Source organism: Poseidonocella sp. HB161398 (assembly GCF_005870025.1).
Taxonomy (GTDB): Bacteria; Pseudomonadota; Alphaproteobacteria; order Rhodobacterales; family Rhodobacteraceae; genus Mangrovicoccus.
In genome coordinates this window covers 19,697-32,115 of record NZ_VATA01000065.1, presented here as the reverse complement: position 1 = coordinate 32,115, position 12,419 = coordinate 19,697, and the positions used below count along the sequence as shown (strand labels likewise).

Here is a 12,419-nt window from a genome sequence, read left to right as displayed (position 1 = left end):
ATTGTCCCCGCCCCCCGGGAGGCCGGAGCCTCCCGGGACGCGCGGACCGGACCGGGGCGAAAAGCGCCCCGAAGCGGGCCCCCAAGGGGGCCCGGCACGGCCTTTGCGCCGCCTGCGCGCCCTGCGCAGCGCGGCCAGAGCCGGATCGACGCGGGCCAGGCGCGAGAAGACCAAAGAGAAGAGCCGCACCCGCCCGATCCGATGCAAGGGAGACGCGCCGCCCCGCCGGGCGCCGCAAGGAGCAATCGACAAGGGAGAGACCGCCATGGCGGACAATTCTGACAATGACTACTGGGAGGCCAATCTGGGTCTCATCAAGATGTGCCTAGTGATCTGGGCCCTGGTGTCCTTCGGCTTCGGCATCCTGCTGCGGCCGCTCCTGAAGGGGATCACCGTGGGCGGTACCGATCTGGGCTTCTGGTTCGCCCAGCAGGGATCGATCCTGGTCTTCCTGGCGCTGATCTTCTTCTACGCCTGGCGGATGAACGCGCTCGACCGCAAGTACGGCGTCGAAGAGTAAGGGACCCGGGGACAGATGGATCAGTTCACTCTCAACCTGCTGTTCGTGGGCGCGTCCTTCGCGCTCTATATCGGCATCGCGATCTGGGCCCGGGCGGGCTCCACGTCGGAATTCTACGCGGCCGGCCGCGGCGTCCACCCGGTCGTCAACGGCATGGCCACCGGGGCGGACTGGATGTCGGCCGCCTCCTTCCTGTCGATGGCGGGTCTCATCGCCTTCGTCGGCTACGACAACTCGGCCTACCTGATGGGCTGGACCGGCGGCTACGTGCTGCTGGCGCTGCTGCTCGCGCCCTATCTGCGCAAGTTCGGCAAGTTCACCGTGCCGGAATTCGTCGGCGACCGCTTCTACTCGAAGACCGCGCGCCTCGTGGCCGTGCTCTGCCTGATCATCGCCTCGATCACCTACGTGATCGGCCAGATGACCGGCGTCGGCGTGGCCTTCGGCCGCTTCCTCGAAGTCGACAACACCACCGGCCTGCTGATCGGCGCCGTGGTCGTCTTCGCCTATGCGGTCTTCGGCGGCATGAAGGGCGTGACCTACACGCAGGTGGCGCAGTACTGCGTGCTGATCACCGCCTACACCATCCCGGCGATCTTCATCTCGCTGCAGCTGACCGGCAACGCGCTGCCGCCGCTGGGCCTTTTCGGCGAGCATGTCGCCACGGGCGAGCCGCTGCTGTCGCGCCTCGACCAGATCGTCACCGAGCTGGGCTTCGCGAGCTATACCGAGCGCCATGGCGACCTGCTGAACCTGGTGCTCTTCACGCTCTCGCTGATGATCGGCACCGCCGGCCTGCCGCATGTGATCATGCGCTTCTTCACCGTGCCGACCGTGGCCGCGGCCCGCTGGTCGGCCGGCTGGGCGCTGGTCTTCATCGCGCTGCTCTACCTCGTGGCTCCGGCCGTGGGCGCGATGGCGCGGATGAACATCACCGACCAGATGTGGCCGAACGGCACCCAGGCGGAGTCGGTGACGCTCGACCAGATCGAGAACGATCCGGCCTATGACTGGATGAAGACCTGGTCGAAAACCGGCATGCTGGCCTTCGACGACAAGAACGGCGACGGCAAGATCCAGTACTACAACGACAAGTCGGCAGAGATGCAGGAACGGGCCGCGGCTGCGGGCTGGTCGGGCAACGAGCTGACCATCAACAACGACATCCTGGTTCTCGCCAACCCGGAAATCGCCAACCTGCCCGGCTGGGTGATCGGCCTGGTGGCCGCGGGCGGCCTGGCCGCAGCGCTCTCCACCGCAGCGGGCCTGCTGCTGGCGATCTCCTCGGCGGTCTCGCACGACCTCTTCAAGGGCCAGCTGACGCCGGACATGTCGGAGAAGTCGGAACTGCTGACCGCACGGATCGCCATGGCCGTCTCGATCGCCGTCGCCACCTACCTGGGCATCAACCCCCCGGGCTTCGCGGCGCAGACCGTGGCACTGGCCTTCGGCCTCGCGGCCTCCTCGATCTTCCCGGCGCTGATGATGGGCATCTTCTCGAAGCGCATCAACGACAAGGGCGCCGTCTCCGGCATGCTGGTCGGCATCGGGGTGACGCTGGTCTACATCTTCCTGCACAAGGGCTGGTTCTTCATTCCGGACACCAACTCCTTCACCGATGCGGATCCGCTCTTCCTCGGCATCAAGTCGACCTCCTTCGGGGCCGTCGGCGCGCTCTTGAACTTCGCGACCGCCATCATGGTGTCGCGGGCCACCGAGGAGCCGCCGCAGGAAATCCAGGACCTGGTCGCCTCCGTCCGCATCCCGCGCGGTGCCGGCGTGGCCGTCGACCACTGACCGCCGGCGGAAGCCGAAAGAAAAAATCAGGCCGGTTCCAAACCGGCCTGATCTGTATCAAGGTTCGCATGTGGCGCCCCGTCCTCAACTGGCAACGACCGGATAGCGAGACCTTCCGATGACCCTGACCCGCGACGAGATCGAAGCCTTCCTGGCATCCGTCCATCCCTATGACGGATTCGAGAAGGGCGAGCTGGCCCACGCCGCCGCCTGCTTCGAGGTCGCCGAGTTTTCCAAGGACGACGAGATCTACGCGCTCGGCCAGCCGCTCGAGGGGATCTACCTGATCTACCAGGGCTCGGTCGATGTCCGCGACCACCGCGGCGCCAAGGTGTCGATCCTGGGCTGCCGCAACTCCTTCGGCGAGCGCGGGCTGCTGCGCGACGGGCTTGCCGCGACCACCGCCCATGCCATCGAGGCAAGCACGCTGCTGCGGCTGCCCGCGGCCGAATTCGCCCGGCTGATGAAGGAGAACGCCGCCTTCTCGCGCTTCTTCCGCCGCTCGGGCGCCGAGCGCGAGGAGCGCGGCACGTCGCTGGCGACCATGCCGGTCAGCCAGATCCTCGCCGGTCCGCCGATCACCTGCCCGCCCTCGACCCCGATCATCGAGGCGGCGCGGATCATGCGCGACCGCAACATCTCCAGCCTCGCCGTCGTCGAGAACGACCGGCTCGCGGGCATCCTGACCACCTCCGACCTGTCGAACCGCTGCCTGGCGGAGGGCATCGACGCCAAGCTGCCGGTCAAGCACATCATGACCGCCGATCCGGTGACGCTCTCGCCCGACAGCCTGGGCACCGACGTGCTGCATGTGATGCACGAGCGCCATATCGGCCATTTGCCGATCGTCGAGAAGGACCGGCTGATCGGCATGGTCACCCAGACCGACCTGACGCGGCTGCAGGCGGTGACCTCCGCGCAGTTCGTCTCGGACATCGCGCGCGGCCGCTCGGTCGCGGCGCTGGCCAAGGTCACGGGGCAGATCCCCCAGCTGCTGGTGCAGCTCGTCGGCGGCGGCAACCGCCACGACGTCGTCACCCGCCTGATCACCGACATCGCCGATGCCTGCACCCGGCGGCTGCTGCGGCTGGCCGAGGACCGGCTGGGCCCGGCGCCCGTTCCCTATGTCTGGTGCGCCTGCGGCAGCCAGGGCCGGCGCGAGCAGACCGGGGTGTCGGACCAGGACAACTGCCTGATCCTCGACGACCGCGCCACGCCCGCGGACGACCGCTATTTCGCCGCGCTGGCCGAGTTCGTCTGCGACGGGCTGAACGACTGCGGCTATGTCTACTGCCCGGGCGACATGATGGCGACGAACGACCGCTGGCGCCAGCCGCTGGCCGCCTGGCGGGAGTATTTCCGCGGCTGGATCGCCAAGCCGAACCCCGAGGCGCAGATGCTCTCCTCGGTGATGTTCGACCTGCGGCCGATCGGCGGGGCCGACGGGCTGTGGCGCGCGCTGCAGGCGGAGACGCTGCAGAAGGCGTCCGAGAACTCGATCTTCACCGCGCACATGATCGGCAACTCGCTGAAGCACACGCCGCCGCTGGGGCTGATCCGCGGCTTTGCCACGATCCGCTCGGGCGAGCACAAGAACCGGCTCGACCTGAAGCACAACGGCGTCGTGCCGATCGTCGACCTGGCGCGGGTCTATGCGCTGCAGGGCCGGCTGTCCGAGGTGAATACCCGCGCCCGGCTGGAGGCGGCGCGGGCGCGCGGCGTGCTGTCGAAGGCCGGCGCCGGCGACCTGATCGACGCCTACGACCTGGTGGCGCAGGCGCGGCTCGACCACCAGGCGGCGCTGGTCCGGCGCGGCGAGCGGCCGGACAACTACCTGGCGCCGACGGAGCTTTCGGATTTCGAGCGCAGCCATCTGCGCGATGCCTTTGTCGTGGTAAGGACGATGCAATCGGCCGTCGGACAGGGCAAGGGAATGATCACGTAGCCGTCAGGAGGAGGCGGCATCCCCTCCGGGGGAGAAAGGGAGGACACATGTTTCTGGAACTGATCGCCACGGTCTTCGCCGGGATCGGCGCCGCGGGGCTGGTGATGGCGTTCAACTGGATCAGCGGCGGGCGCCTGCCGCGCTGGCTGATGCCGGTCGGCGCGGGGCTGGCCATGGTCGCGATGACCATCTGGTCGGAATACAACTGGTACGACCGCACGGTCGCCACCCTGCCCGAGGGCGTCGAGGTCGCCGAGATCAACGAGGCGCGTCAGATGTACCGGCCCTGGACCTACCTGGCGCCGATGGTCGACCGCTTCATGGCCGTCGATGTCGCGGGCATGCAGAGCAACCCGGCCCAGCCGGGCCAGCATATCGCGAATATCTACTTCTGGGGCCGCTGGCAGCCGGTGCACAGCCTGCCGGTCGCGGTCGATTGCGACGGTCTGCGCCGCGCGCCGCTGGTCGAGGAGGCCCGCTTCGGCGCGGATGGCGCGGTCGAGGGCGCGTCCTGGACCGCCGTCCCGGCCAGCGATCCGCTGCTCGCCACCGCTTGCGCGAGGGGATGAGGCCATGACCGCACCGACAGACACTGCCGCCCGCAAGGTGATGCTGGTCGAATCCGAGGACAGCCTGGCCCATGCCATGGACCATCTGGCGACCGCCGACGGCCATGCCTGCGCCCGGCTCTCGCCCGGGGACCGCATCCTGGAACGCGTTGCCAGCGACCATCCCGACCTCTTGATGCTCGATCTCGCCCATGGCGACCGTGCGCAGATGCTCGATGCCTGCCAGTCGATCCGCCGCAACCCGGCGCTGGCCGATATCCGCATCCTGATGCTGCAGAGCCGCGGCGGACGGCTGGAGGAACGGCGGATCCGCGCGCTCGGCGCCGACGGGCTGGTCTCGCTGCCCTTCCGGCTCGAGGAGCTGCGCGCCGAGATGCGCCGCCTGCTCGCGGAGCAGCAGCCGGTCCACTGACATGCTCTCGCGGCTATCCCTGCGCCTCAGGATCTTCCTGTTCTTCTGCCTCCTGGGCTTCGGCAGCCTGGCGATCCTGGCCGGGGCGGCGGCGCTGGCGCTGTCACGCGCGGCGGAGGGCGGCACTGCCGGGGCGCTGCTGACCGCGGGGCTGGTTGCGGGCTTCGCCATTCTCGGGCTGACCGTCTTCGTCTGGAGGCTCTTCGACGAGAATGTCGCCCGGCCGATCGGCACCGTCGCCGCCGCGCTGCGCGCCCGCGCCCATGGCGGCGTCCATGACGAGATCGAGGCGGATGTCGCGGTCTATCTCGGCGATCTCGCCCCCGCCGCCTCGGCGGTGGCCGGGACGCTGGCCGAGGCGCGCGGCTCGGTCGCCCGCGCGGTCGAGGAGCAGACCGCCGCGCTGACCCTGCAGACCGAGAAGCTCAAGGCGCTGGTCTCCGACGTGCCGGTCGGGCTGATCGTCGTCAGCCCGGCGCACCAGATCGTCTTCTACAACACGCCCGCGCGCGAGATGCTCTCGGGCACCGGCCGCCCGCGGCTGGGCCGCCCGGTCTTCGACCTGCTGCGCGAGGGGCCGATCCGCAAGACCTACGAACGGCTGCGCGCCACCGGCACCGATGACGACGATGCCGAGATCCTGGTCTCGACCACCGGCTGCGCGCGGGCGCTCTCCGCGCATATCCGGCTGATCCGCAAGGATCTGGGCATGACGCATGAAAGCCCGGGCTACGTGCTGACGCTGCGCGACGTGACCGCCGCGCTCTCCGCCCACCGGGAACGGGAACGCCTGCTGCACGACCTGGTCGAGCGGCTGCGCCTGCCTGCCGGGCGGCTGAAGGCGCTGGTCGAGGTCGCCGCCGACCGCGACCCGGCCGCCCTGCCCGCCGATCTGCGCGCCCGCGCGCTGGAGCTGACCGACGAGGTGCAGGCCGCCGCCGATGCCTATGACGCCAACTGGCGCAGCTGGTGGCCGCTGGGCGAGGTCCGCGCCGCCGAGCTGATCGACGGGCTGCGCGCCCATCTCGACGGCACCGGCCCGGCGCTCGAGGCGCGCCCGCCCGAGCTGATCCTGACCTGCGACGGGGTGGCGATGGTCGACCTGCTGGCGGCGCTGGCCCGCGCCGTGGCGGCCGCGGATCTGGCCGCGGTCGTGTCGCTGGCCATCGCCCCGGACGAGCCCGGCGCCGAGCTGCGGCTGAGCTGGCAGGGCGAGCCGATGAGCCCGTCGCTGCTGGAGGAGGTGCTGGCCCGCCCGCTCGACCCCGAGACCGACATGCTGACCGGGCGCGAGGTGCTCGACCGCCATGGCAGCGATATCTGGCCGGAATGGGACCATCAGGGCACCTCCTGGCTGACGGTGCCGCTCCATGCCGCGCGGCCGGTGCCCGCGGTGGCGCCCAGGGGCGGCTTCGTGCCCGAGCGCAATGCCGTCTACGATTTCGACCTGCTGGCCCATACCGACCATGCCGGGGTCGATGCCACGCCGCTGGCCAGGCTGACCTACGTGATCTTCGACACCGAGACGACCGGGCTCGACCCCAATGGCGGCGACGAGATCGTCCAGATCGCCGCGCTGCGCGCCGTCAACGGCCGGCTGGTGCCGGGCGAGGTGATCGACCAGCTGGTCGATCCCGGCCGCGCCATTCCGCCCGGATCGACCAGGATCCACGGCATCACCGACCAGATGGTCCGCGGCCAGCCCGGCATTGCCGAGGCCGGGGCCTATTTCCACCGCTTCTCCCGCCGCGCCGTGCTGGTGGCGCATAACGCGCCCTTCGACATGGCCTTCTTCCACCGCCACGCCCCGGCGATCGGCGCCGCCTTCGACAATCCGGTGCTCGACACGGTACTGCTCTCGGCGATCCTCTTCGGCCAGCAGGAGGAGCACACGCTCGACGCGCTGGCCGCGCGCTTCGGCGTCACCATCCCCGAGGAGGCGCGCCATACCGCGCTTGGCGACACGCAGGCGACGGCTGAGGTGTTCCTCAGGATGATCCCGATGCTCGAGGCCAAGGGGCTCGTGACCTATGGCGACGTGCTGGCGGCGATGTCGCGGAATTCACGGCTGATGCGCGAGATGGCGGCGCGGGTCGGCTGAGCGCGGCGGCTCAGCCCGCCGGGATGCCCAGCACCGCCACCGCGAAGCAGAGCGCGGAAAGCCCGCCATGCCAGACCGCCCGCCCAGTCTCGCGCCGCTCCCAGGCCAGCAGCATCGCCACCAGGCATTGCAGCGCGTAGAAAAGCGCGAAAGCGCGCGAGGCCAGCGCCACGATCGAGGTCACGTCGGTCGCCCAGATCACCGAGACCGCCACCGCACCGATGGCGATATAGGCGTGGCGCGGGGTGACATGGCCATGGGTCGTGTCCGAGACCAGCCCGCTGGCGCCGAGCGAATCCGCCACCGCCGCGCTGAACTGGCTGGCGATGGCGCCGAAGGCGACGACGATGGGCAGGAGCGGCGAGACCCGGCCGATCACCTCGATCACGCCGGCCACGTCGGCGCCTTCGGGGAAATAGGGATAGAGCGGGATCATCAGCGCGAAGAAGACCAGATAGACCGCCGAGGACAGGCCCTGCGCCTGCTTCATCGCCCGGATCCGCGTCGGCCCGTCATAGAGCGAGCCCATGAAGCGCGTCGTCTCGAATCCCTGCACGACGATCAGCAGCCCCATCAGGAAGCGCAGCGTGTTCCAGTCGAACTCCGCCTGCGCGCCGCCATCGCTCCAGCCGTATCCCTCGGGCAGGTTCAGCGCGAAAAGCGCCAGCGCCGCCAGCAGCGCGGCAATCGCGGCGAGGTTCGCGCTGACGGTGATCCGCTCGGCCTTCTCCACGCCCTGCAGCCCGCGGGTGACGCCGGTCAGCGCGATCGCCGCCACCAGCGCGGAGGCCGCCAGCGACGCCATCGCCGGATCGGCGATGCCGAGCAGCTTCGCCCCGAAGGTCGCCAGCAGCACCAGGTAGTAGGCGACCGAGATGAAATAGGCGCCGGTCAGCACCAGATGCGACAGCATCTCGATCGAGGGGATGTGGTGGCCGGTCCCGGCCTCGGCGAAGCGCGCCTCGCCATGGCGGATATTGTAGCGGATCGCCCCGCCGATCAGCCAGGCCACCCCGACAAGCGCCGCCATGGCCGGCACCGCCCAGAGCCCGACCCGCCCAGAGACCAGGGGCACCGAGACGAGGAAGCCGCTGCCGATGATCGAGGCCAGCGGCGTCAGCATCGCCCGCCAGGCGCGGCTGTTCCGCAGGGGCCCCGCGGCCAAAAGCAGGAAGACAGCGGCCAGAACGGCCAGCACGGCAAAATCGGTAAAGGTCATGGGTCAGTCCTTGCGGCCCGCGCCTGCCAGGCGCCCGGCAATCCCCGAGGGGAAGAAATAGACGCTGAGGATGAAGAGCACCCCCAGCCACATCAGCCAGCGGTCGGGCTCCAGCAGCACCGCCAGCGCGGGCAGATCGGCGGCCACCGCGCCCTGTGCCGCCGCCATCAGGTCCTGCAGGTAGCCGCGCGCCAGCATGAAGAGCGTCACGCCGATCACCGCGCCCCAGATCGTGCCCATCCCGCCGATCACCACCATCAAGAGGATGTCGACCATGATCGAGAAGCTCAGCACCGTGTCCGGCCCGACATAGCGCAGCCAGACCGCATAGAGCGCCCCCGCCAGCGCCGCGATCCCCGCCGAGAGGCAGGTCACGGCGATGCGGTAGCGCACCACGCGGTAGCCGATCGCCTCGGCGCGGAACTCGTTCTCGCGGATCGCCATCAGCACGGTGCCGAAGGGCGAGACGGTGATCCGCCGCATCGCCAGGACCAGCACCACCATCGCGGCGAAGACCAGGTAGTAGGCGGCGAGCTTGCCATTGGCGCGGATCTCCGTCGCCGCGGTCTCCGCCCCGGACAGGAGCGCCGGCAGGTCGATGCCCTGGAGCGGCACCTCGAGATACTTCGCCGCCGGGCTCAGCGCGCGCGGGATCTGGAAGCTCAGCCCGTCCTCGCCCCCGGTCAGGCCCGAGAGCTGGCTGACCAGCACCGCCACCGCCGAGGCCACCGCCAGGGTGATCATCGCGAAGAAGATCGCCCGCACCCGCAGCGAGAAGAGCCCGATCAGCAGCGCCAGCGCCACCGCCACCGCCATGCCCGCCGCCGCGCCGAGCATCAGCTCGGGGCCCGAGCGGCCGAGATTGGCCGAGGCCAGAGCCACGCCATAGGCGCCCATGCCGAAGAACATCACATGGGCGAAGCTGACGATGCCGGTATAGCCCAGCAGCAGGTCGTAGGAGGCCGCGAGCACGATGAAGACGCAGATCCGCGCCGCCGTGTCCATCGCCCGCACGCCCGGGAACAGGAAGGGCGCCGCCGCCAGCGCCAGGAAGATCGCCGCCGCGATCAGCGGCAGGAGCCAGCCGCGCCGCGCGCTCATCGCCGGGCTCCGGCGGGCATCATCCCCTCGGGGCGCCACATCAGGATCGCCACCATCAGCGCGATGTCGCTGACCAGCGCCGCCTTGGGCTCGAGGAAGGCCACGTAGTTCTGCGTCAGCCCGACCAGCAGCGCGCCGAGGAAGCAGCCCTCGACCGAGCCGAGCCCGCCGATGATGACGACGATGAAGACAAGCACCATGATCTCGGCCCCCATCGAGGCGGTGACCACCTCCTGGTAGAGCCCCCACATCACCCCGCCGAGCCCGGCCAGCGCCGAGCCCGCGACGAAGACGCCGACGAAGACCAGCCGCAGCCGGTAGCCGAGCGCCTCGACCATCTCGGAATTCTGCACCCCCGCCCGCACGATCAGCCCGATCGTGGTGTGGCGCAGCACCAGGCGGATGGCGAGGAAGATCGCCAGCCCGACGCCGACCGCCATCAGCCGGTAGGTCTCGATCGCCGCGCCGTGGAAGGTCAGCGCGCCCTTCAGCATCTCGGGGCGGGAGACGAAGATCTCGGCCGGGCCCCAGACGACATGGATCGCCTGCTCGGCCACGATCAGCCCGCCCATGGTGACGAGGATCTGCTTGAGATGCGCGCCGTAGACCGGGCGGATGATGACCCGCTCGAACACCGCGCCGAGCGCGCCCGTGACGGCCATCGCCGCCAGCGCCGCCAGCCCGACCAGCGCCAGGTTGGCGCCCAGGCTGGGCGCCGCGGCAAGGCCCGGGAAGGCCAGCAGCACCGTGATCCCGGCGAAGGCGCCGATCGAGACGAAGGCGCCATGGCCGAAATTGATCACGTCCATCAGCCCGAAGACCAGCGTCAGCCCCGAGGCCATGACGAAGATCATCATCCCCATCGCCAGCCCCGAGACGGTCAGCGTCAGCCAGGAGGAGAGCCGCAGGCCGAAGGGCGCGAAACCGGCGCCGCCCGCCTCGGCCAGGAGCGGCCAGGAGGCCTGCAGCCAGATCGCCAGATAGCCCGCCGCGATCGCCAGCGGCACCAGCAGCCAGGGCATCGCCGCGCCCAGCCTCTGGCGCAGGCCGGGGCGGTCGATCCTGGGGGCATGCGCGGGGGCGGCCGCCTGGCTCATCGCCGCGCCTCCAGATGCAGCCCCATCAGCCGGTCGCGCAAGGCGGCATCCTCCGCCAGCGCGGCCATCGGCCCGCTCCAGACCGTGCGGCCGTCATCCATCACCGCCGCATGGTCGCCGAGCGCGCGCGCCGCCGCGAAATTCTGTTCCACCATCAGGATCGTCGTCCCTTCCGATTTCAGCCGCTTCAGCGCGCCGACCAGCACCGAGACGATGGCCGGGGCCAGCCCCTTGGTCGGCTCGTCGATCAGGTAGAGCGGCCGCGGCTCGACCATCACCCGCGCCAGCGACAGCATCTGCTTCTGCCCGCCCGACAGCGTCCCCGCAGGCCGGTGCCAGAAGGTCCCCAGCGCCGGGAAGGCCGCCAGGAGCCAGTCGAGCCGCTCGGGCCGCATCCGCCGCCGCCGGGCGCCGAGGCGCATATTCTCCTCGACCGTGAGATCGCCGAAGATGCCCATGTCCTCGGGGACATAGCCGATCCCCGCCCGGGCGATGGCGGCCGGTCCCAGCCGCGACAGCTCGCGCCCGGCGAAGGCGACGCGCCCCTCCCGCACCCGCCAGAGCCCCATGACCGTGCGCAGCGTCGTGGTCTTGCCGACGCCGTTGCGGCCGAGCAGCATCGTGACCTCGCCCGCGGGCACGTCGAGATCGACGCCCTGCAGCACCTTGTAGCGGCCGATATCGGCATGCACCCCGGCCAGCGACAGGAGCGGCGGATGCCCGTGCCCGCCTGCCGCCCCGCGCGCGCCATGCCCCCGCGGTCCGCCCGTCTCCGGCGGCGGCTGCGCGAAAAGCGGCCGCCGCGGCGGTGCTCCCGCCCCTCGGGAGGATAGCGCGGACCCGTCCCCGCCACCAGCAGCCCCGCCCTGCGCGCCAGCAGGCACAGCCGCCGCAGCTGGCGGCACATGGGGATCCGGCGCGCGCAGCTCTTCCTGCAACGCCGCAGGCGGCCCCAGCGGCAGGCGGTCCCGCCGCCCGGCCCGATCATCGCCCTCCGGCAGGGTCAGGCCCGGCCCCGGAAACATCTCTCCCGGCCTCCCGGAAACTCCCGTCGGGACGCCATCACCGGAGCCGCCCGCATCGCTTGCAGGCTGCGAGCCTTGGCCAAGCGGCAGCTGGACTGCCGGCGTGTCCTCCGAGGACCCCGGAGACGGGTCGCACCACTGGCCATCCGACAAGCCTCCCCTCGGCGAGTGCGTGCCCGGATTGGGGAACCGCCCCCCGTCCGCCCCGGCATGTCCCGGCGGAAAGCCATCGAAGGGGCCGTCCGCATCGCCCGCAGGCTCCGAGCTTCGTCCAAAGGGCGGCTGGCCCTCCGGCCCGTCCACCGGAAAACCCGGAGACCCGGAGGACAGGTCCTGCCCCTGGCCGTCCCGCGAGCGGTCTGCCGACGCGCGCATGTCCGGAGCGGCGAAGGCTCGCCTCGCCGCACGGGGATAGCCCGGCAAGGATCCAGTTCCGGGGCCCGCCGCATCGGCCTCCGGAGCCGATCCTTGCCCGGGCAGCGGTTGGGCACCGGTCTTGCGCAGTCCCTCCGCAGACGCGGCCGGAGGCCGGGAGTGCCCGCCGTCCAACGCGCCGGGAGCGTCTTCCCCAGGCGCGCCAAGGCCCGGATCGGCAAACCGCTCTCCTTCCGCAGCGGGGGGCTTCGGCGGCGG

10 protein-coding genes are annotated in these 12,419 nt (G+C 70.6%); 6 read left to right on the top strand and 4 right to left on the bottom strand.

Annotated features, from left to right (window positions below; genetic code table 11):
- Positions 1-265: 265 nt before the first annotated feature.
- The 6 genes from FGX59_RS30140 (at position 266) to FGX59_RS30115 (ending at position 7,344) form a co-directional block, all read left to right on the top strand.
- Positions 266-520 carry a DUF4212 domain-containing protein gene (locus FGX59_RS30140; protein ID WP_138471353.1) on the top strand — a complete coding sequence of 85 codons (255 nt, stop codon included), beginning with the start codon at positions 266-268 and terminating at the stop codon, positions 518-520.
- A 15-nt stretch (positions 521-535) separates the two neighbouring features.
- Entirely contained in the window at positions 536-2,317 is a 1,782-nt protein-coding gene (locus tag FGX59_RS30135; protein ID WP_138471351.1) for a sodium:solute symporter family protein, read from the top strand.
- A gap of 118 nt (positions 2,318-2,435) precedes the next feature.
- Positions 2,436-4,262 (top strand): DUF294 nucleotidyltransferase-like domain-containing protein, encoded by a 1,827-nt coding sequence (locus FGX59_RS30130; RefSeq protein ID WP_138471349.1) that lies wholly within the window; start codon positions 2,436-2,438, stop codon positions 4,260-4,262.
- A 47-nt stretch (positions 4,263-4,309) separates the two neighbouring features.
- Positions 4,310-4,831 carry a hypothetical protein gene (locus tag FGX59_RS30125; protein WP_138471347.1) on the top strand — a complete coding sequence of 174 codons (522 nt, stop codon included), beginning with the start codon at positions 4,310-4,312 and terminating at the stop codon, positions 4,829-4,831.
- A gap of 4 nt (positions 4,832-4,835) precedes the next feature.
- Positions 4,836-5,243 (top strand): response regulator transcription factor, encoded by a 408-nt coding sequence (locus FGX59_RS30120; RefSeq protein WP_171060900.1) that lies wholly within the window; start codon positions 4,836-4,838, stop codon positions 5,241-5,243.
- Position 5,244: 1 nt separating this feature from the next.
- Positions 5,245-7,344, top strand: a complete 2,100-nt coding sequence (locus FGX59_RS30115) for an exonuclease domain-containing protein (RefSeq protein ID WP_138471343.1) — start codon at positions 5,245-5,247, stop codon at positions 7,342-7,344.
- A gap of 10 nt (positions 7,345-7,354) precedes the next feature.
- On the opposite strand, the gene FGX59_RS30110 is transcribed toward FGX59_RS30115, so the two are convergent.
- From FGX59_RS30110 to FGX59_RS30095, 4 genes are read right to left on the bottom strand one after another with little or no spacing between them, the layout of a single operon-like run.
- Complete coding sequence (locus FGX59_RS30110; protein WP_138471341.1) at positions 7,355-8,563, bottom strand: hypothetical protein; 1,209 nt, start codon at positions 8,561-8,563, stop codon at positions 7,355-7,357.
- A gap of 3 nt (positions 8,564-8,566) precedes the next feature.
- Positions 8,567-9,664 (bottom strand): branched-chain amino acid ABC transporter permease, encoded by a 1,098-nt coding sequence (locus FGX59_RS30105; RefSeq protein ID WP_138471339.1) that lies wholly within the window; start codon positions 9,662-9,664, stop codon positions 8,567-8,569.
- Entirely contained in the window at positions 9,661-10,761 is a 1,101-nt protein-coding gene (locus FGX59_RS30100; RefSeq protein ID WP_138471337.1) for a branched-chain amino acid ABC transporter permease, read from the bottom strand. The genes FGX59_RS30105 and FGX59_RS30100 overlap by 4 nt, the downstream gene beginning before the upstream one ends.
- Positions 10,758-11,453: an ABC transporter ATP-binding protein gene (locus FGX59_RS30095; RefSeq protein ID WP_240722801.1), complete on the bottom strand. Its 696-nt coding sequence runs from the start codon at positions 11,451-11,453 to the stop codon at positions 10,758-10,760. The genes FGX59_RS30100 and FGX59_RS30095 overlap by 4 nt, the downstream gene beginning before the upstream one ends.
- Positions 11,454-12,419: the final 966 nt, after the last annotated feature.